Annotated in this window: 17 protein-coding genes and 1 pseudogene; 15 read left to right on the top strand and 3 right to left on the bottom strand. The window is 56.5% G+C overall.

The features are described 5' to 3' along the window. Nucleotides 1-27 precede the first annotated feature (27 nt). Nucleotides 28-207 (top strand): annotated as a pseudogene (locus tag HMPREF0201_RS13880) (Fe-S-cluster oxidoreductase); the annotation flags it as partial. Here HMPREF0201_RS13880 and setB read toward each other — a convergent pair. Next, entirely contained in the window at nt 204-1388 is a 1185-nt protein-coding gene (gene setB, locus HMPREF0201_RS13875; protein WP_016537356.1) for a sugar efflux transporter SetB, read from the bottom strand. The pseudogene HMPREF0201_RS13880 and the gene setB overlap by 4 nt on opposite strands. Before the next feature lie 397 nt (nt 1389-1785). Between setB and fruB the strand changes: the two genes are divergently transcribed. The 4 genes from fruB (at nt 1786) to nadS (ending at nt 6269) form a co-directional block, all read left to right on the top strand. Continuing rightward, entirely contained in the window at nt 1786-2916 is a 1131-nt protein-coding gene (gene fruB, locus HMPREF0201_RS13870; RefSeq protein WP_016537354.1) for a fused PTS fructose transporter subunit IIA/HPr protein, read from the top strand. Then, complete coding sequence (gene fruK, locus HMPREF0201_RS13865) at nt 2916-3854, top strand: 1-phosphofructokinase (RefSeq protein ID WP_016537353.1); 939 nt, start codon at nt 2916-2918, stop codon at nt 3852-3854. Before fruB ends, fruK begins: the two co-directional genes overlap by 1 nt. Nucleotides 3855-3870: 16 nt before the next feature. After that, nucleotides 3871-5568: a PTS fructose transporter subunit IIBC gene (fruA, locus tag HMPREF0201_RS13860; RefSeq protein ID WP_016537352.1), complete on the top strand. Its 1698-nt coding sequence runs from the start codon at nt 3871-3873 to the stop codon at nt 5566-5568. Between the two features lie 416 nt (nt 5569-5984). Further along, nucleotides 5985-6269, top strand: a complete 285-nt coding sequence (nadS, locus tag HMPREF0201_RS13850) for a NadS family protein (protein WP_039898470.1) — start codon at nt 5985-5987, stop codon at nt 6267-6269. 77 nt (nt 6270-6346) lie between these two features. Here nadS and nfo read toward each other — a convergent pair whose 3' ends face one another. After that, nucleotides 6347-7204 carry a deoxyribonuclease IV gene (nfo, locus tag HMPREF0201_RS13845; RefSeq protein ID WP_016537349.1) on the bottom strand — a complete coding sequence of 286 codons (858 nt, stop codon included), beginning with the start codon at nt 7202-7204 and terminating at the stop codon, nt 6347-6349. Between the two features lie 76 nt (nt 7205-7280). Continuing rightward, nucleotides 7281-8330, bottom strand: a complete 1050-nt coding sequence (locus HMPREF0201_RS13840; protein WP_039898467.1) for a YeiH family protein — start codon at nt 8328-8330, stop codon at nt 7281-7283. Nucleotides 8331-8454: 124 nt separating this feature from the next. On the opposite strand from HMPREF0201_RS13840, the gene yieE reads away from it, so the two are divergent. The 10 genes from yieE (at nt 8455) to cirA (ending at nt 19260) form a co-directional block, all read left to right on the top strand. Beyond that, on the top strand, nt 8455-9321 hold the full coding sequence (yieE, locus tag HMPREF0201_RS13835) for a DNA-binding transcriptional regulator YeiE (RefSeq protein WP_016537347.1): 867 nt from the start codon (nt 8455-8457) through the stop codon (nt 9319-9321). Nucleotides 9322-9505: 184 nt separating this feature from the next. After that, nucleotides 9506-10291, top strand: a complete 786-nt coding sequence (locus tag HMPREF0201_RS13830) for a transporter substrate-binding domain-containing protein (protein ID WP_039899366.1) — start codon at nt 9506-9508, stop codon at nt 10289-10291. A gap of 10 nt (nt 10292-10301) precedes the next feature. Continuing rightward, nucleotides 10302-10970 carry an amino acid ABC transporter permease gene (locus tag HMPREF0201_RS13825; protein WP_016537345.1) on the top strand — a complete coding sequence of 223 codons (669 nt, stop codon included), beginning with the start codon at nt 10302-10304 and terminating at the stop codon, nt 10968-10970. Then, entirely contained in the window at nt 10967-11623 is a 657-nt protein-coding gene (locus HMPREF0201_RS13820) for an amino acid ABC transporter permease (protein WP_016537344.1), read from the top strand. Before HMPREF0201_RS13825 ends, HMPREF0201_RS13820 begins: the two co-directional genes overlap by 4 nt. After that, the gene (locus HMPREF0201_RS13815; RefSeq protein ID WP_016537343.1) at nt 11604-12341 is read left to right on the top strand and encodes an amino acid ABC transporter ATP-binding protein; all 738 of its coding nucleotides are present in this window, start codon (nt 11604-11606) and stop codon (nt 12339-12341) included. Before HMPREF0201_RS13820 ends, HMPREF0201_RS13815 begins: the two co-directional genes overlap by 20 nt. Nucleotides 12342-12533: 192 nt before the next feature. Continuing rightward, entirely contained in the window at nt 12534-14000 is a 1467-nt protein-coding gene (locus HMPREF0201_RS13810) for an amino acid permease (RefSeq protein ID WP_016537342.1), read from the top strand. 169 nt (nt 14001-14169) lie between these two features. After that, nucleotides 14170-15285, top strand: coding sequence for an ABC transporter substrate-binding protein (locus tag HMPREF0201_RS13805; protein WP_016537340.1), 1116 nt, complete (start codon nt 14170-14172; stop codon nt 15283-15285). 15 nt (nt 15286-15300) lie between these two features. Then, on the top strand, nt 15301-16377 hold the full coding sequence (locus tag HMPREF0201_RS13800; protein WP_016537339.1) for a FecCD family ABC transporter permease: 1077 nt from the start codon (nt 15301-15303) through the stop codon (nt 16375-16377). Beyond that, a complete protein-coding gene (locus HMPREF0201_RS13795; RefSeq protein WP_115586346.1) occupies nt 16374-17162 on the top strand; it encodes an ABC transporter ATP-binding protein in 789 nt (262 codons plus the stop codon). The genes HMPREF0201_RS13800 and HMPREF0201_RS13795 overlap by 4 nt, the downstream gene beginning before the upstream one ends. 127 nt (nt 17163-17289) lie before the next feature. After that, nucleotides 17290-19260: a catecholate siderophore receptor CirA gene (gene cirA / locus HMPREF0201_RS13790; protein WP_039898464.1), complete on the top strand. Its 1971-nt coding sequence runs from the start codon at nt 17290-17292 to the stop codon at nt 19258-19260. The last annotated feature ends 221 nt before the right edge of the window (nt 19261-19481 follow it).

Raw genomic sequence — 19481 nt, 5'->3', positions numbered from 1 at the left:
TTTTAAACAGTGAATAATTATATGTTAGGCAAGCCCGCCAACACGCCCTGCGTTCAGCTCGACGAGCGGCTGCGCTGTAAGCTGTTTGGCTCGCCTCTGCGGCCTAAAGTTTGCGGCGGCCTTCAGCCCGCGGCCGACATGTGCGGCAGTACGCGCGAGCAGGCTATTACCTGGCTGATTGACCTCGAGGCCGCCACCGCGCCTTAAATATCCTTGATGCGCGCCATGCAATAAACGCTAATCGCAATCATCCCCAGCGCGATGAAAAATACGCTGTGATAGTTCCAGATTTCCGCCACTACACCTGCCATAGAACCGGCAATTATCCAGCCAACGCGCGTAGTATTGGTGTACAACGTGGTTGCCGCACCGGCCTGGCCCGGCATCAAATCCTGGAAATAGATCATGCCGATCCCGGCGAGAATGCCGATAAAGATAGCGTTCAGCAGCTGTAGCCCAAGCAGCATATATTGGTTATGCAGCGTCAGCATGCCGATGTAAAACAGCAGTCCCGCGCCGATAGCTACCCGCATCAGGAAGCGTTTTCCCAGCCGTTTTGCGTAGTACCCGGCAATCAGCATAGTCGGGATTTCCAGCCCGGCGGCTGTGCCCATCATTACGCCGGCCAGCTTCTCCGGCAGATGCAGTTCGTTAATAATATAGAGCGGCATATTGATGATATACAGGCTGTTACAGCCCCACATCATGGTGCATGCGGTGAACAGCAGCAGCGCATCGCGGCGGTTGCTGCGGGGCGCTTCCAGGGTGGCGGTTGTTTTTACCACCGGCTCTTTACGCATTGACGGCAGAAACAGCCAGACCATCGCGCTGCAAATCACAAAGGCAAAAGCGGCGCTCAGGTACATCACTTCAAACCCGAACCCCATCGCCAGCGCATAGGCAATTGGCGGCCCGATAACCCAGGCGAGAGAGACCTGAGCGCGCAGGATAGAGCTGAACATGACCGCCTCGCGCCCGGTGTGGTCGGCGTGCTCGCGGGCGAGAGCAAACATCTGCGGGTTGGCCGTGGAGCCAAAGCTGCTCAAAAACACGCCAACGAACAGCAGAACAAAGTAGTTACGGTTCCAGGCGAACAGCACGCAGCCCAGGGCGCCCAGCAGGCAACAGGCAAAAATGAGCTTTTTGCGGTCGCCTTTGCGGTCAGAACGCCCGGCGAGAAATTGGCTGACCAGAATGCCTATCACCGCGCTGCCGGTGAAGAAAAAACCTACCAGCGCGGGGCGGACATGAACTTCATCGGTCAAAAACAGGCTTAAGGTCGGCGTTTGCAGCGCACCGGCGATGCCGGTCAAAAATGCGACTATCAGAAACGCGGATGAAGTGAAATCAAGAGGCTTACGGGCGGCGGTAACGGGAGCGTTTTGCATGCTATCGGGCGGCAGGAAAAAGAATGCGCGGAGTGTACGCCCGTTACCCTTAAATAAACAGATTTACCCTCGCAGGATGTCGGACGGCCAGCACAAATAATTCATCAAACCTCATTAACACCCGTCCGGGTGATCGCTCGTTTGTAAAAGCTGAAGTTTGCTGATGCCGAACCATTACCGTCGGTTCAGGCGCTGAACTTTGTCGTCTGCTAAAATGAAAATGTGCTGAAGCTCTAAATTTAGAAAGCTGAAATGCGAGAAATGTTGCACAGAAAGCCGATTTAGCGCAACACTCCTTGAAACGTTTCAGCGTCATCTTAGGCATCCCGCCACCCGGAGATGACGTATTTTTTCTCAGAAAAGCTGAATCGTTTCAATTCAGCGAGAGAGGAGATTTATGTTCCAGTTATCTGTGCAGGATATTCATCCCGGTAAATCCGCCGGGAGTAAAGAAGAGGCCATCCGCCTGGTTGCCGCTGCCCTGGTGCAGGCCGGTAATGTCGGTGAAGGCTATGTGAACGGTATGCTGGCCCGCGAGCAGCAAACCTCTACCTACCTTGGCAACGGGATTGCTATCCCGCACGGCACCACCGACACCCGCGACCTGGTGCTGAAGACCGGCGTTCAGGTGTTCCAGTTTCCTGACGGCGTAGAGTGGGGCGAAGGCCAGACGGCGTACGTCGCCATCGGTATTGCCGCCAGCTCCGACGAACACCTCGGCCTGCTGCGCCAGCTGACCCATGTGCTGAGCGACGATGAAGTTGCTGAACAGCTGAAGTCGGCCACCGGCGCGGAAGAGTTACGCGCGCTGCTAATGGGCGAAAAACAGTCCACGGCCCTGCTGCTGGACAACAGCCTGCTGGCGCTGAACGTTGACGCCAGCGACCTGATAACGCTGCAGGCGCTAAACGCTGGCCGCCTCAAGCAGGCTGGCGCGGCAGATGCAGCCTTTGTCAGCAATGTCATTTCCGGAAAGCCGCTCTACCTCGGGCAGGGCATCTGGCTGAACGACAGCGCAGAAGGCAACCTTGCCAGCGCGGTCGCCGTTAGCCGCCCGGCGGCGACTTTCGAAGCTCAAGGCCAGCCGGTCTCGCTGCTGATGACCGTCGCCGTTGCCGACGAGCAGCCGCTTCAGGTGCTGAACCGCCTGAGCGATATGCTGATTGGCAATCGCGCCGACAAACTGTTAAGCGCCGATGCGCCAACTTTGCTGACGCTGCTGACCAGCGATGAGGCTCCGGCCGAAGAGGCGCTGAGCGCTGAATTCACCGTGCGCAATGAACACGGCCTGCACGCCCGCCCGGGTACGGCGCTGGTCAACACCATTAAACAATTTAATAGCGAAATAACCGTGACAAACCTTGATGGAACCGGAAAACCGGCAAATGGACGCAGCCTGATGAAAGTTGTTGCACTCGGCGTTAAGAAGGGCCACCGCCTGCGCTTCACCGCCCAGGGTGAAGATGCTGAACAGGCGCTGAAGGCGATTGGCGATGCCATCGCTGCCGGTCTCGGGGAGGGCGCGTAATGACCAGACGTGTAGCCACTATTACCCTGAACCCGGCCTACGATCTGGTGGGCTTTTGCCCGGAGATTGAGCGCGGCGAAGTTAACCTCGTTCGCACCACCGGCCTGCATGCCGCAGGTAAAGGGATTAACGTTGCCAAAGTCCTGAAAGATCTCGGTATCGACGTCACCGTTGGCGGTTTCCTCGGTAAAGATAACCAGGACGGTTTTCAGCAGCTGTTCAGCGAGTTGGGCATAGCTAACCGCTTCCAGGTGGTACAGGGCCGCACCCGTATTAACGTCAAGCTGACCGAAAAAGATGGCGAAGTGACCGACCTCAACTTCTCCGGGTTTGAAGTGACCGGCGCGGACTGGGAACGCTTTGTGGCGGACTCCCTGAGCTGGCTGGGCCAGTTCGATATGGTTTGTGTTAGCGGCAGCCTGCCGGCAGGCGTTTCCCCTGAGGCGTTCACCGACTGGATGACTCGCCTGCGCAGCCAGTGCCCGTGCATCATCTTCGACAGCAGCCGCGAGGCCTTAGTGGCCGGGCTGAAAGCTGCGCCGTGGCTGGTAAAACCAAACCGTCGCGAGCTGGAAATCTGGGCTGGCCGCAAGCTGCCAGAACTTAAAGATGTTATTGAAGCCGCTCACGCGCTGCGCGAGCAGGGCATTGCCCACGTTGTTATTTCGCTGGGTGCGGAAGGCGCGCTGTGGGTTAACGCCTCCGGGGAATGGATTGCGCGGCCGCCGTCTTGCGAAGTGGTTAGCACCGTGGGCGCGGGCGACTCAATGGTTGGTGGCCTGATTTACGGCCTGCTGATGCGCGAGTCCAGCGAACACACTCTACGTCTTGCCACCGCCGTTGCTGCCCTGGCCGTTAGCCAGAGCAATGTCGGCATTACCGATCGCACACAACTGGCCGCCATGATGGCTCGTGTCGACCTGAAACCTTTCCACTGACAGCAGGAGACAGGCAATGAAAACGCTGTTAATTATTGAGCCGGGGCTGGGCCAGGCGCGCGCATATCTCGCGAAGACGCTGCTCGGTGCCGCTGCGCAAAAAGCGCATCTCGACATTATCGACAACCCAAACGATGCCGAACTGGCTATCGTGGTGGGGAATGCTGTTCCTGCTGACAACGCGCTGAACGGTAAAAAAGTTTTCCTCGGCGATATCGATCGTGCGGTTCAGCATCCTGAGCTGTTCCTGAGCGAAGCCAAAGGTAAAGCCACGCCGTATACCGCTCCGGCTGTTGCGGCTCCTGCCCAGGCGGTTTCCGCCAGCGGCCCGAAACGTATTGTAGCCGTTACAGCCTGCCCGACAGGCGTAGCGCATACTTTTATGGCTGCGGAAGCGATTGAAACCGAAGCCAAAAAACGCGGCTGGTGGGTGAAGGTTGAAACTCGCGGCTCGGTTGGCGCGGGTAACGCTATCACGCCAGAAGAAGTGGCTGCGGCAGATCTGGTTATCGTTGCGGCGGATATCGAAGTGGATCTGGCGAAGTTTGCCGGTAAGCCGATGTACCGCACCTCTACCGGCCTTGCGCTGAAGAAAACTTCTCAGGAACTGGATAAAGCGCTGGCTGAAGCCAAACCTTATGAAGCTGTGGGCAAGGCGAGCGCGGGCCAGGAGTCCGGCAAGAAAGAGAGCGCCGGGGCTTACCGTCACCTGTTGACCGGGGTTTCTTACATGCTGCCGATGGTGGTGGCGGGCGGCCTGTGTATCGCGCTCTCCTTTGCCTTTGGTATCCAGGCGTTTAAAGAGCCAGGCACCCTGGCTGCGGCGCTGATGCAAATCGGCGGCGGCTCTGCCTTCGCTCTGATGGTGCCGGTGCTTGCAGGCTATATCGCGTTTTCCATCGCAGACCGCCCTGGCCTGACGCCGGGTCTTATCGGCGGCATGCTGGCGGTGAGCACCGGTTCCGGCTTTATCGGCGGGATCATCGCCGGTTTCCTGGCGGGCTATATTGCGAAGTTGATTAGCTCAAAGCTGAAGCTGCCGCCAAGCATGGAAGCGCTGAAGCCAATTCTGATCATTCCGCTGTTCTCAAGCCTGGTTGTTGGCCTGGCGATGATCTACCTGATCGGCACCCCGGTTGCCAAAATCCTTGCTGGCCTGACGCACTGGCTGCAAACCATGGGCACCGCTAACGCGGTACTGCTGGGCGCTATTCTTGGCGGGATGATGTGTACCGACATGGGTGGCCCGGTGAACAAAGCGGCTTATGCCTTCGGCGTTGGGCTGTTAAGTACGCAAACCTACGCGCCGATGGCGGCGATTATGGCTGCGGGCATGGTGCCACCTCTGGCGCTGGGCCTGGCGACTCTGGTTGCGCGCCGTAAGTTTGATAAAGCGCAGCAGGAAGGGGGCAAAGCGGCTCTGGTTCTCGGCCTGTGCTTTATTACCGAAGGGGCGATCCCGTTTGCCGCCCGTGACCCGATGCGCGTTCTGCCTTGCTGTATCATCGGCGGCGCGCTGACCGGGGCACTCTCCATGGCGGTAGGCGCGAAGCTGATGGCGCCGCACGGCGGCCTGTTCGTGCTGCTTATTCCTGGCGCAATCACGCCGGTGCTGGGTTATCTGCTGGCGATTATCGCCGGTACGCTGGTGGCGGGCCTGTCTTACGCCTTCCTGAAACGCCCTGAAACCGAGCTGGCTGCTAAAGCCGCATAACCGCTCTGTTTCCCCGCTCTCTCTATGCGTTTGTTAAGGACGCGGAGAGCGCGGGGAATGCCCTCCACCTTCTGTTGTTTTCGCATTTTCTCGAGACTCCTCCCTCCAGAGTGAAAATACTCCCCGCATTTGCATTCATTTGTTTATTCCTTCCAATGCTTTGAACGTTTCAAACTTGTTTGTTCGCAGGTAAAAGCGAAAATTTCGATCGGAAAATAAAATGTTGGCTTACTATGTCACCTTGTTGGTGTACTTAGTACCCTCAAGGGTGCGTACACCGGTGACACATGGAATTGAGTTTATCGAAACTACGATGTTTACCCGGGAGATCAAGCTAATCGCTAAAGATAATTTGAGCGATGCCGAGAGATCCGAGCTAAAAAAGCTGACTAAGTTACTGAAGGATGAGGTGTGAAATGACTTTTTTTAATGACCTGAAAAGCGCTCTCGAAGAGGCTGTAGAGATTAAAAACGGGGTGAAGTCTCCGGCGAGGACAACCCGCTATACGGTAGCGGATGTGCGCGCCATAAGGGAGCAGTTGAACGTTTCTCAAAGTGAAATGGCGAAGGCGTTGGGGACCAGCGTTGATACAATAAAAAGTTGGGAGTCAAAAAGGCGAAACCCGACCGGGCTGGCGGCAAAAGTGCTGGCAACCATACAGGCCAATCCAGCCTTTTTCTACGAACTGGCCGCCCACTAACTTATTAAAAACGCTCTTTTGCGGCCTGATAAATAGCGTCAGGAGGCGCGTTGGCACCTCCTGAGGAATGTTCTTTGTTACGCCGTTGCTTCTTCATGCTGCTGAGCCTTCAGCCATGCAATCTCTTCCGCCCAGATATCCGGGTTGGTTGTTTCCAGAATCAGCGGAATGCCGTCGAAGCGGGCATCTCGCATTATCCAGCTAAACGGCGTATGGCCGATGTTCCCCGCGCCCAGGCTATTGTGGCGGTCAACCCTGCTGCCGAACTCGCTCTTTGCATCGTTGAGGTGCATACCGCGCAGGTATTTAAAACCGACGATGCGCTCAAATTCGTTGAAGGTCTGCTCGCAGTCTGCCTCGGTACGCAGGTCGTAACCGGCGGCGAAGGCGTGACAGGTATCAATGCAGACGCCGACGCGGGACTTATCTTCCACGCCGTCAATAATGGCCGCCAGGTGTTCGAAGCGGAAGCCAAGGTTGCTGCCCTGGCCCGCGGTGTTTTCAATCACGGCGGTAACGCCCTCGGTCTGCGCGAGCGCGATGTTAATCGACTCGGCGATGCGCTTCAGGCACTCGTCTTCAGGAATTTGCTTCAGGTGGCTGCCGGGATGGAAGTTGAGCAGCGTCAGCCCCAACTGCTGGCAGCGGGCCAGCTCGTCGATAAAAGCTTCGCGGGATTTTTCCAGCGCGTCTTCAACCGGGTGGCCCAGGTTAATCAGATAGCTGTCGTGGGGAAGGATTTGGCCCGGACCATAATGGTATTTTTCGCAGGCGGCCTTAAAGCTATCGATAACTTCGCTGGTCAGCGGCGCGGCACGCCACTGGCGTTGATTCTTGGTGAACAGGGCAAAAGCGGTCGCTTCCAGTTCGTGGGCGCGGATGGCGGCATTTTCCAGACCGCCTGAGGCGCTAACGTGCGCTCCAATAAACTTCATCTTTCTTCTCCTGTCAAAACCCGCTATCGGGGAAAAAACAATGATAGCGGGTCAGGGGCATTTTTTCTGCTTCGAATTATGCCATCAGGTGGTGCACCGCGAGGTTAATCGCGCCGCCGCCGATAATCAGCCAGATAAACAGCACCAGCGCCATCAGCAGCGGGCGTGCCCCGGCTTTTTTCAGCGCGCTCATGTGGGTTGTTAATCCCAGCGCGGCCATCGCCATTGCCAGCAGGAAGGTGTCCAGCGTAATTAATGCATTAACCACCGCCTGCGGCAGAAGGTGGAAGGAGTTGAAAATCGCTACCACGATGAACAGCACCGCAAACCACGGAATGGTAATTTTGCTCTCTTGCGCAGCGCCCGCCGGAGCCAGCGCTTTAACGCGTGCAGCAAGGAAAATAAGGAACGGAGCCAGCATCATCACGCGCAGCATTTTGGCAATCACCGCAGCATTTTCCGTTTCCGGGCTGATTGCGTGGCCGGCTGCGACGACTTGCGCCACTTCATGCATGGTGGAGCCGGTATAAATCCCGAAAGCTTCCGGCGTGAACCAGTGGCTAACCAGCGGATAAAGCATCGGGTAAATAAAGATAGCCAGCGTACCGAAGATAACCACAGTGGCGACGGCAACCGTTACTTTGCTGGCTTCAGCTTTAACCACCGGCTCGGTAGCCAGAATCGCCGCCGCTCCGCAGATGCTGCTGCCCGCGCCAATCAGCCAGCTGGTGTGTTTGTCCAGCCCGAAGACTTTCTGGCCTAACCAGCAGGCGAGGGCGAAGGTGCTGCACAGCGTCAGCACGTCGATAGCCAGGCCGCTTACGCCGACGTCGGCAATTTGCGAAAACGTCAGCCGGAAGCCATAAAGAATAATGCCGAGGCGCAGAAGATGTTGTTTCGCGAACAGGACGCCGCCGTCGCAGTGCTGCCAGATTTTCGGATACAGCGTATTGCCGATAATCATGCCGCACAGAATGGCCAGCGTCAGCGCACCAAGGCCCAGTCCTGCAACCGAAGGAATATTGCCCAGCCACAAAGCCAGCCCGGTAATGGCGGCAGAAAGCGCAAGTCCCGGCAGGAAGTGGCGCAATGTATGACGATGAGCTTGTACGGGTAGTGCAGTCATAACCTTCTCCTTTGTGATGACGAAAAGGCTACGCCTTGCTGGCATAAAAATAAAATTGATTATATATTTATAATTAATCTTTATAAGTGGTAAGCAACCCGCTGCCACCACCAGGAAAGCCACTATGCATATCACCCTGCGGCAACTTGAAGTGTTTGCCGAAGTCCTTAAAAGCGGCTCCACTACCCAGGCTTCCCAGATGCTGTCGCTCTCGCAGTCGGCGGTTAGCGCGGCGCTTGCCGACCTTGAAGGGCAGCTTGGCGTTCAGATGTTCGACCGGGTTGGGAAAAGGCTGGTGGTTAACGAGCACGGCAGGCTGCTTTACCCCCGCGTTGTGGGGCTGCTGGAGCAGGCTGGCGAAATAGAACAGCTGTTTCGTGAAGACAACGGGGCAATCCGCGTTTACGCCAGCAGCACCATCGGCAACTATATCCTGCCGGAGATGATAGCCCGCTACCGCCGTGACTTCCCGAAGTTGCCGCTGGAGCTTAGCGTCGGCAACAGCCAGGACGTGATTAACGCGGTGGCGGACTTTCGCGTTGATATCGGCCTGATTGAAGGGCCGTGCCATATGTCCGAGCTGGTGGCGGAACCGTGGCTGGAGGATGAGCTGGTGGTGTTTGCCTCGCCGGGCAACTCGCTGGTGCACCAGCCGGTAACCCTGGAAAGCCTCGCTAAGCAGCCGTGGATCCTGCGTGAGCGCGGCTCCGGCACCCGTGAAATTGTTGACTACCTGCTGCTTTCGCACCTGCCGATGTTCCAGTTGGGCATGGAGCTGGGCAACTCCGAGGCTATCAAACATGCGGTGCGCCACGGGCTGGGCATTAGCTGCCTGTCGCGCCGGGTGATTGCCGAGCAGCTGGAAAGCGGCTCGCTGGTTGAAGTCCATGTTCCGCTCCCCCGCCTCGTGCGCACCCTGTACCGCATTCACCATCGCCAGAAGCATATTTCCAACGCGCTGCTGCGTTTCCTGCGCTATTGCGAAGCGTGATGCACCAAAACCTCGCAGTTGCACCCGTCTGGGGTGTAACCGTGAGGCATCGCTCTCCCCGTTAACCCTCATTTCACCGCGATGAAGCAGTAAAACTCGCTTCCCTGCCTCGTTGGCACATTAGTTGCAAATTTGAATTCAAAGAATCTTTTGTTTCAATCAGGCGACGAGGCTGCACATGACGATGAAAAAATGGTTGTTCTCTTTAGTTGGCGCGACGGTTCTGCTGGCTCAGGCCGGAGCGGTAATGGCCGATCAATTGCAGGATATCGAAAAGCGCGGCGTGCTGCGCGTGGCGGTTCCGCAGGACTTCCCGCCGTTCGGCTCGGTGAATGCTGACCTGAAACCTCAGGGTTACGATATTGATATGGCGGCTTACCTGGCGAAAGGGCTGAAGGTGAAGCTCCAACTGGTGCCGGTGACCAGCGCCAACCGCGTGCCGTATCTGCAAACCGACAAAGTTGACCTGGTTATTTCAAGCCTCGGCAAGAACGCCGAACGCGAAAAGGTTATCGACTTTAGCCGCGCCTACGCGCCGTTCTTCCTCGGCGTTTTCGGTCCTAAAGATGGCACCGTAGCCGATGCGAAAGCGCTGAGCGGTAAAACCGTCGGCGTAACCCGCGGTGCGGTGGAAGACATGGTGCTTAGCGACCTTGCGCCAAAAGATGCTGAGGTGAAGCGTTACGAAGACAACAACACGACTATATCTGCTTACCTCTCAGGCCAGGTGCAGTACATCGCAACCGGTAACCTTGTGGTCGCGGCTATTGCTCGCCAGAACCCGACTAAAGCGCCGGTCAGCAAATTTATGCTCAAAGATTCGCCTTGTTACATCGGCCTGAAGAAAAACGAGCCAGCGCTGAAAGCGAAGGTGGACGAGTTGATTGGCGAAGCGCTGAAGGATAACACCCTCAACACCCTGTCGCAGAAATGGATGCAGGCGCCGCTGCCTGCGAATCTCGGCGCCTGAGGAGCCGGGAATGACCACGCAACTTGATTTTGCTGGTCTGCTTCCCTATTGGTCGGAGCTGGTCTCCGGCCTGTGGGTGACGCTGGCGCTCACCACCATGGCGACGGTCGGCGGCGTTGCCATCGGCATTGTCGGGGCGGCTATCCGCAGCGGCAGGCCAGGGCTGCTTAGCCTGATTTGGGGCGGCTACGTTGAGCTTATCCGCAACACGCCGTTTGTGGTTCAGCTGTTCTTTATTGTCTTCGGGCTGCCGGGGCTGGGCCTGAAGCTGACCGCCGGAGAAGCGGCGCTAATAGCTATGCTGGTAAACCTGGGAGCCTACAGCACGGAAATTATCCGCGCCGGGATTCAGGTTACGCCAAAAGGGCAGTGGGAAGCGGCTCGTGTCCTCGGCCTGACCCGCAGCCAGACTTTTCTGCGGGTTGTCCTGCCGCCGTCCCTGAAGCGTATTTATCCGTCTCTGGTTAGCCAGTGCATTATCGTGATGCTCGGCTCGTCGGTGGTTTCTCAGGTTTCCTGCGAGGATCTGACGTTTGCCGCGAGCCTTATTCAGTCACGGACTTTCCTCAGCTTTGAGGTCTACCTGGTCACCACGCTGATGTATCTGGTGCTGTCGCTTATCATGCGCCAGCTCCTGCTTGCCGCCGGGCGTAAATGGTTAGGGAGTGATGCCGGATGATGACTTTTACCGACTGGGATATCTTGCGCAATTTACTGCTGGCCGCGCGCTGGACCGTGCTTTTGTCGCTGATTGCCTTTGTCTGCGGCACGCTGGTGACGCTGCCGCTATTGCTGCTGCGCATGGGCCGGTGGACGTGGCCGAAGCGCCTGATAAGCGGCTATGTTGCGCTGTTTCAGGGCACGCCTCTGCTAATGCAGCTGTTCCTGGCTTTCTTCGGCCTCGCGCTGTTTGGCATCGACGTCAGCGCCTGGACCGCCGCCACGCTTGCCCTGACCCTGTTTACCAGCGCTTTTCTGCTGGATATCTGGTATGGCAGCATTCGCGCTCTGCCGAAAGGCCAGTGGGAAGCCTGCCGCTGCCTGGGTCTGAGCTTCGGGCAGACGCTGTTCCGGGTGATTGCCCCGCAGGCGCTGCGTATTGCCGTTGCGCCCACCGTTGGTTTTTCCGTGCAGGTGATTAAAGGCACCGCGCTGGCCTCAATTATCGGCTTTGTCGAGCTGACCAAGGCGGGCACGATGCTGAATAACGTCACTTTTGAGCCGTTCAAAGTTTTTGCCCTGGTGGCGCTCGGCTACTTCCTGCTTTGCTATCCGCTGTCGCGGTACAGCCGTTATCTGGAGAAAAAATTCCATGCCGCTCATCACCATTAATGACGTACAGAAATATTACGGCGACAACCACGTGCTGAAGGGCGTCAGCCTTGATATCGATATGGGGGAAGTGGTGTCGATTATCGGGCGCAGCGGCTCCGGCAAAAGCACGTTGCTGCGCTGCATGAACGGGCTGGAAGGTTACCAGGACGGCAGCATCAAGCTTGGCGGCATGACGATAACCGACCGTGAATCCCAGGCGCGTGAAATCAGCCGTTCGGTTGGCATGGTGTTCCAGAACTTTAACCTGTTCCCGCATATGACGGCGCTGGAAAATGTGATGCTGGCACCGCGCCGGGTGCTGAATAAAAGCGCCGCCGAGTGCCGCGAGCTGGCGCTGGAAATGCTGAACAAGGTCGGGCTGGGCGAGCGCGTGGACTATCATCCGTCCAGCTTGTCCGGCGGCCAGCAGCAGCGCGTTGCTATCGCCCGCGCCCTGGCGATGAAGCCTAAAGTGCTGCTCTGCGATGAGATTACCTCGGCGCTGGACCCGGAGCTGGTGGGCGAAGTGCTAAAAGTGCTGGAGCAGCTGGCGGGGGAGGGAATGACCCTGATCCTGGTCACCCATGAAATGAACTTTGCCAGAGAAGTTGGCGACCGCGTGGTGTTTATGCATCAGGGCAAAGTGTGGGAGCAGGGCGAAAGTAAGTCGTTCTTCGCCAACCCTCGTACACCGGAATTGCAACAGTTTATCTCGTCCGTGCGCGGACTCGGTTAACCCCCTCACCGCCGGTTCCTGGTTTCGGATCGGCGGTTTTTTTAATTCCCTCCGGTTCACCTGCCTGATTAGCGCCTTGCTAATAATCGCCGGGCAATCATGAAGCTCTCTTATAACCCGGGATTTCTGCTATATGAATAAAGACGTTTTGTTACAATCTCGCCTCATTTTTTGGATAGGCAACAATTTCCTATGGTTTCACAAGATAAAACCACACAAGCGCCTGGCCTACGCCGCGAATTAAAGGCGCGCCACCTGACGATGATCGCCATTGGCGGATCGATCGGGACCGGGCTTTTTGTCGCCTCCGGGGCGACCATTTCTCAGGCTGGCCCAGGCGGGGCACTGCTCTCTTATATGCTGATTGGCCTGATGGTTTACTTCCTGATGACAAGCCTGGGCGAACTGGCGGCATTTATGCCGGTTTCCGGCTCCTTTGCCACCTACGGGCAAAAATACGTTGAAGAAGGCTTCGGCTTCGCGCTGGGCTGGAACTACTGGTACAACTGGGCGGTAACCATCGCCGTTGACCTCGTGGCCGCGCAGCTGGTGATGAACTACTGGTTCCCGGACACGCCGGGCTGGATCTGGAGCGCGCTGTTCCTCGGCATTATGTTCCTGCTGAACTGGATCTCGGTGAAAGGCTTTGGTGAAGCGGAATACTGGTTCTCGCTGATTAAAGTCACCACCGTCATTATCTTTATTATCGTCGGCGTGATGATGATTGTCGGCATCTTCAAAGGCGCTCAGCCGGTAGGCTGGAGCAACTGGACGACCGGCGACGCGCCGTTTGCCGGCGGTTTTGCGGCGATGATTGGCGTGGCGATGATAGTCGGCTTCTCCTTCCAGGGCACCGAGCTTATCGGTATTGCCGCCGGTGAGTCCGCTGACCCGGAGAAAAACATTCCGCGTGCGGTGCGTCAGGTATTCTGGCGGATCCTGCTGTTCTATGTGTTCGCCATCCTGATTGTTAGCCTGATTATCCCTTATACCGACCCGAGCCTGCTGCGCAACGACGTTAAAGACATCAGCGTTAGCCCGTTCACCCTGGTCTTCCAGCACGCAGGGCTGCTCTCCGCTGCGGCCGTAATGAATGCGGTTATCCTGACGGCGGTTTTGTCGGCGGGCAACTCCGGTATGTATGCTTCAACGCGTATGCTTTACACCCTGGCCTGCGACGGTAAAGCGCCGCGTATCTTCGCGAAGCTGTCTAAAGGCGGCGTACCGCGTAACGCGCTGTATGCCACCACCGTGATTGCCGGGCTGTGCTTCCTGACCTCGATGTTTGGCAACCAGACCGTTTACCTGTGGCTGCTCAATACCTCCGGGATGACCGGTTTCATCGCCTGGCTGGGCATCGCCATCAGCCATTACCGCTTCCGTCGCGGCTATGTGCTCCAGGGCAATGATATTAAAGACCTGCCGTATCGTTCGGGCTTCTTCCCGATTGGGCCGATTTTTGCCTTCGTACTGTGTCTGATAATCACCCTTGGCCAGAACTACGAAGCGTTCCTCTCCGACACCATCGACTGGGGCGGCGTGGCGGCAACCTATATCGGTATCCCGCTGTTCCTGGCTATCTGGTTCGGCTACAAGATAACGAAAGGCAGCCGTTTCGTACGCTACAGCGAAATGACGTTCCCGAAATTCCGTCAGTAACAAGGCGTTACTCTTTAAAGGGCGTGTTTACCACGCCCTTTTTTCATTTCTCTCGCCAGCAATAATTCCTCCAGGTTATAGTAGAGAACAATTAAATTGATAACCATTATCATTTGCTTTATCGTTAACGCCATTCTTTAAGGAACGAAGGAGAGTTGGCGTGAAGCATATGATTAAATTCAAAAATATCTGTCTGGCACTGGCGTTAACCGCCGGCTGCCTGCAAACGGCGGTTGCGGCTACCGTGACCGATATCGTCGGGCGTGAGGTCACTATTCCTCAGAAGGTTGACCGTATTCTGCTGGGTGAAGGGCGTCTTTTCTATGCTCTGGCGCTGCTGGAAGGGCAAAAGCCTATCGACCGCATCGTTGGCTGGCAGGGCGACTTCCGTAAGCTGGATACCCAGACTTACGCGGAGTACAAAGCAAAATTCCCGAAGATTGACGATATTCCGCTGATTGGCAGCACCACGGCCGACAGCGTTAGCCCGGAGAAAGTGCTGACTCTGCACCCGGATGTGGCAATTTTTGGCCTGTCCGGGCACGGTCCTGGCCGCCACAGCGAGCTGGTTTCCCAGCTTGAAAAAGCGGGCGTGCCGGTAGTGTTCGTTGATTTTCGTACCTCGCCGCTCAAAAATACCTTGCCGAGCATGCGTGTGCTGGGCAAAGTGTTGCATCGCGAAAAGCAGGCCGATGATTACATCGCCTTTTATGAAGCGAACCTGAAAAAGATTACCGATGTCACCGGCAAGATGGCGGAAAAAGATAAGCCGTCGGTGTTTATCGAACTGCGCGCTGCGGCGATGGAAGAGTGCTGCGGCTCCGCCGGTAACGGCAACATGGGCGACTTTATCGACCAGGCTGGCGGCATCAATATTGCTAAAAATCTGCTGCCCGGCGCGTTGGGCACGGTAAACCTGGAAAAAGTCATCGCGGCCGATCCTAAGGTTTATATTGCCAGCGGCGGTAAAGCACCCGGCTCCACCGCTCCGGGCGTTGTCCTGGGCGCTCAGGCAACAAAAGCTGAAGCGCAGTCCAGCCTGCAAAAAGTGCTGGAGCGTAAAGGCATTGACCAGTTAACGGCGGTCAAAGAAGGGCGCGCCTATGGCGTATGGCATAATTTCTATAATTCGCCGTACAACATCCTCGCTATTCAGGCGATGGCGACCTGGTTCCACCCGCAGGAGTTTGCCGGGGTTAATCCGGAGCAAACTATGCAACAACTTTATAAACAGTTCCTTGCGGTAGAGCCAACGGGAACCTACTGGACCGATCTTAAGAAGTAACGAAGGTAAGACTTGATGAGTGCCACCACCGATCCGATGCCAAACGAGGCGCAACCCGAAACCATCATGGGGCGCTACCAGCAGGTACTGCGTCACCGTTATTTGCTGATGGGAGCGCTGGTCATTGCGATCCTCGCCTCGCTGTTGCTGGACTTTACCCTTGGCCCGTCCGGGCTGCCGCTGGATACGCTGTGGCAGACCCTGATCGATCCGGCCAATGCTAACCCCGGCACCAGGGTCATCGTGTGGGACATTCGTCTGCCTTATGCGCTGATGGCGCTGCTGGTCGGCATGGCGCTTGGCCTGGCGGGGGCGGAGATGCAAACCATCCTCAATAACCCGCTGGCCAGCCCTTTTACCCTCGGTGTTTCTTCCGCCGCGGCCTTTGGTGCGGCGCTTGCCATTATCCTCGGAATTGGTATTCCGGGGGTGCCCGATCAGTGGTTTATCTCGGCTAACGCCTTTGTCTTTGCCCTGTTTGCCGCGTTAATGCTCGACGCCATCACCCGCTGGACGCGCGTTGCCAGTTCCGGCGTGGTGCTGTTTGGTATTGCGCTGGTGTTCACCTTCAATGCCCTGGTGTCGATGCTGCAATTTATTGCCAGCGAAGACACGTTGCAGGGGCTGGTGTTCTGGACGATGGGCAGCCTGGCCCGCGCGTCGTGGGACAAACTGGGCGTGCTGCTGCTGGCCTTTGCCATCATTATGCCTATCTCAATGCTTAGCTCGTGGAAGTTGACCGCGCTACGCCTCGGCGAAGACCGTGCCGTGAGCTTCGGTATCGACGTGAAGCGCCTGCGTTTAGGCACGCTGCTGCGCATCAGCATACTCTCTGCGCTCTCGGTCGCGTTTGTTGGCCCCATCGGCTTTATCGGCCTGGTTGCGCCGCACATTGCCCGCATGCTCTTTGGCGAAGATCACCGTTTCTATCTGCCGGGCAGCGTGCTGGTTGGCGCCCTGGTACTGTCGCTGGCGTCGGTTGCCTCTAAAAACATCATCCCCGGCGTTATTATTCCGGTGGGGATCGTTACCTCGCTGGTGGGCGTGCCGTTCTTCCTGAGTATTATTCTGCGCCATAAGGGGAACGTGTGATGCAGGGTCTAAAGATTGATGCATTCAACGCCGGTTACCCGAAGCGTAAAATTATCGAAAACCTCAACGTGCCTGCGTTGCCGCGCGGCAAAATCACCGTGCTGCTGGGGCCGAACGGCTGCGGTAAGTCTACGCTGCTGCGTTCGCTCGCGGGCCTGAACCGCGCAGAAGGGCAGCTGTATCTGGACGGTGAAGACCTGATGGCGCTGCCATTTGCCAAACGCGCTGAGAAAGTTGTTTACCTGCCGCAGTCTCTGCCTCAGGGCGTGCATCTGCATGTGCTGGAGTCGATTATCGTTGCCCAGCGCGCTTCCGGCGGTCGCCACAGTGCCGAAAGCGAAGAGCAGGTGATGCAGCTGCTTAAACAGCTGGGGATTTCCCATCTCGCCCTCAGCTATCTCGACCAGCTTTCCGGCGGACAAAAACAGCTGGTTGGCCTGGCGCAGTCGCTTATCCGTCGGCCCTCTCTGCTGCTGCTGGATGAGCCGCTGAGCGCCCTGGATTTAAATTACCAGTTCCACGTAATGGACCTGGTTGCCCGTGAAACCCGCGAGCGTAATATCGTCACAGTTGTGGTGGTTCACGATATCAATATTGCCCTGCGCCATAGCGAGCATGTGCTAATGCTGCGCGACGGCAAGCTGGTAGCAAGCGGCGAGCCGGAAGCGGTTATTACTCCGCGCAGCCTGGCTCAGGTTTACGGCGTCAGGGGGCGGATAGAGCGCTGTTCCCAGGGCGTCGCTCAGGTGCTTATCGACGGCTTAGTCGAGACGCCCACCGTATAACAAAGCTTTTCAGGAATACTAAGGAACACAATATGCAGCCGGCGGCCAATGTAGCCGCTGGCGCATAGTGCAATGTGAGCGCTAAACGGTTGTTTCGTTTGTAATTCACCTCATGGAGAGAAAAGGAATGTTAAGGTTGAATCCCATTGTCCGGGGAGGACTCTGCGCATCGGTACTCGGTCTGGCTTTTCCCGCTGCCGCCGACGATCGTGAAGAAACGATGGTTGTTACCGCATCCGCTATCGAGCAAAACCTCAAAGATGCTCCCGCCAGTATCAGCGTTATTACTCAGGCCGACCTGCAAAAGAAACCAGTTACTAATCTGAAAGATGTGCTTCAGGAAGTGCCCGGCGTTCAGTTAACCAATGAAGGTGACAATCGCCGCGGCGTCAGCCTGCGCGGCCTGGACAGCAGCTATACCCTGATTCTGGTTGACGGCAAGCGAGTAAACTCCCGCAATGCGGTCTTCCGCCACAACGATTTTGATCTTAACTGGATCCCGGCTGACGCTATCGAGCGCATCGAAGTGGTTCGCGGGCCAATGTCTTCCCTTTACGGGTCAGACGCCCTCGGCGGCGTGGTTAACATTATTACCCGAAAGGTAGGCAAAGCCTGGCACGGCACTTTCACCGTTGACTCAACCGTGCAGGAGCATCGCGATCGCGGAGACACCTATAACGGCAACTTCTTCACCAGCGGCCCAATTATCGACGACGTGCTGGGCGTTAAGGTTTACGGCAGCCTCGGCAAGCGCCAGAAAGATGGCCAGAAGCCGTCCACGGTTAACAACACGGGCCTGACTCCGCAAATTGAAGGGTTTACCGCGCGCAATGCCAGCACCGAATTTTCATGGACCCCGGCCGCGAACCAGGATGTTACATTCGGCTATGGTTTCGACCGCCAGGACAGGGAATCTGACTCGCTGGATAAGAACCGTATCGAACGCCAGGATTACTCCATCGGCCACAACGGGCGCTGGGATTTTGGTAATACCGAGCTGCGTTTCTATGGCGACAAAATCGATAACCTGAACCCGGGTAACAGCTCGCCAATTACCTCCCGCAATAACAGCATTGACGGCAAGCTGGTGCTGCCTCTGGCAGAGATTAACCAGTTCCTGACCTTCGGCGGTGAATGGCGTCACGACAAGCTGACCGATCCGGTCAATATTACCGGTGGCAACGGCTCTGAAACCTCCGCCAGCCAGTACGCGCTGTTTATTGAAGACGAATGGCGCATCTTCGAGCCGCTGGCGCTGACCACCGGTATTCGTATGGACGACCACGAAACCTATGGCGACCACTGGAGCCCGCGTGCTTACCTGGTGTATAGCGCCACCGATACCGTAACGGTAAAAGGCGGCTGGGCAACGGCCTTTAAAGCGCCATCTCTGCTGCAGCTTAGCCCCGACTGGACCAGTAAATCCTGCCGCGGCGCCTGCCAGATTGTCGGTAGCCCTGACCTGAAGCCGGAAACCAGCGAGAGCTTTGAGCTGGGCATCTACTACGCCGGGGATGAAGGTATTCTCGACGGCGTGAGCGGCAGCGTGACTGCTTTCCAGAACAACGTTGAAGATATGATTGATATCCAGCGTACCGCCAACAAAAGCATCGCGCCTTCCTACTCAAACTTCGTTGGTTTTGATAAGAGCGGCAACCCAATCTTCCGCTACTACAACGTCAATAAAGCGCGTATTCGCGGCGTAGAAACCGAGCTGAAAATACCGTTTAACGACCAGTGGAAGCTTTCGCTTAACTATACCTATAACGACGGGCGTGACCTGAGCAACGGCGGCAATAAACCACTGCAACAGCAGTCGTTCCACACCGCTAACGGCACGCTCGACTGGGCACCGTTGGATGACTGGTCGTTCTATGTGTCGGCAAACTACACCGGCAAGCAGCGTGCCGTATCGGCATCGGATAAAACGCCGGGTGGCTATGTAGTCTGGAACACGGGCGCAGCCTGGAAAGCGACCAAAAACGTGAAGGTACGAGCCGGGGTGCAAAACCTGGGCGATAAAGACCTGAATCGCGATGTTTATAGCTATAACGAGGACGGGCGTCGCTACTTTATGGCGCTGGATTACAGCTTCTAATCTATTGTTAATTATTTATAAGTCATTTCAACTACCCGCCATCTGGCGGGTATTTTTTATCCTTTTTTTTATTTTCCTGCCAGCTCCGCTTCTTATTCTGAATTTATATAATTGTGACCGGTGTGGTTTGTTTTGTGTTTACAGAGATGTTACCTTAAAAAAATAAAGGATATTTCAGAGCTTTATCTTCAGGAGTAAATAATTGATTAATGTGGTTCGTT

Source organism: Cedecea davisae DSM 4568, from assembly GCF_000412335.2.
Classification (GTDB): Bacteria; Pseudomonadota; Gammaproteobacteria; order Enterobacterales; family Enterobacteriaceae; genus Cedecea; species Cedecea davisae.
This window is presented reverse-complemented; position numbering and strand designations above follow the sequence as displayed.

Bases quoted from the DNA above. Each gene is read 5' to 3' on its own strand.
- setB (WP_016537356.1), bottom strand. From the start codon at position 1,388: ATGCAAAACGCTCCCGTTACCGCCGCCCGTAAGCCTCTTGATTTCACT.
- fruB (WP_016537354.1), top strand. From the start codon at position 1,786: ATGTTCCAGTTATCTGTGCAGGATATTCATCCCGGTAAATCCGCCGGG.
- fruK (WP_016537353.1), top strand. From the start codon at position 2,916: ATGACCAGACGTGTAGCCACTATTACCCTGAACCCGGCCTACGATCTG.
- fruA (WP_016537352.1), top strand. From the start codon at position 3,871: ATGAAAACGCTGTTAATTATTGAGCCGGGGCTGGGCCAGGCGCGCGCA.
- nadS (WP_039898470.1), top strand. From the start codon at position 5,985: ATGACTTTTTTTAATGACCTGAAAAGCGCTCTCGAAGAGGCTGTAGAG.
- nfo (WP_016537349.1), bottom strand. From the start codon at position 7,204: ATGAAGTTTATTGGAGCGCACGTTAGCGCCTCAGGCGGTCTGGAAAAT.
- HMPREF0201_RS13840 (WP_039898467.1), bottom strand. From the start codon at position 8,330: ATGACTGCACTACCCGTACAAGCTCATCGTCATACATTGCGCCACTTC.
- yieE (WP_016537347.1), top strand. From the start codon at position 8,455: ATGCATATCACCCTGCGGCAACTTGAAGTGTTTGCCGAAGTCCTTAAA.
- HMPREF0201_RS13830 (WP_039899366.1), top strand. From the start codon at position 9,506: ATGAAAAAATGGTTGTTCTCTTTAGTTGGCGCGACGGTTCTGCTGGCT.
- HMPREF0201_RS13825 (WP_016537345.1), top strand. From the start codon at position 10,302: ATGACCACGCAACTTGATTTTGCTGGTCTGCTTCCCTATTGGTCGGAG.
- HMPREF0201_RS13820 (WP_016537344.1), top strand. From the start codon at position 10,967: ATGATGACTTTTACCGACTGGGATATCTTGCGCAATTTACTGCTGGCC.
- HMPREF0201_RS13815 (WP_016537343.1), top strand. From the start codon at position 11,604: ATGCCGCTCATCACCATTAATGACGTACAGAAATATTACGGCGACAAC.
- HMPREF0201_RS13810 (WP_016537342.1), top strand. From the start codon at position 12,534: ATGGTTTCACAAGATAAAACCACACAAGCGCCTGGCCTACGCCGCGAA.
- HMPREF0201_RS13805 (WP_016537340.1), top strand. From the start codon at position 14,170: ATGATTAAATTCAAAAATATCTGTCTGGCACTGGCGTTAACCGCCGGC.
- HMPREF0201_RS13800 (WP_016537339.1), top strand. From the start codon at position 15,301: ATGAGTGCCACCACCGATCCGATGCCAAACGAGGCGCAACCCGAAACC.
- cirA (WP_039898464.1), top strand. From the start codon at position 17,290: ATGTTAAGGTTGAATCCCATTGTCCGGGGAGGACTCTGCGCATCGGTA.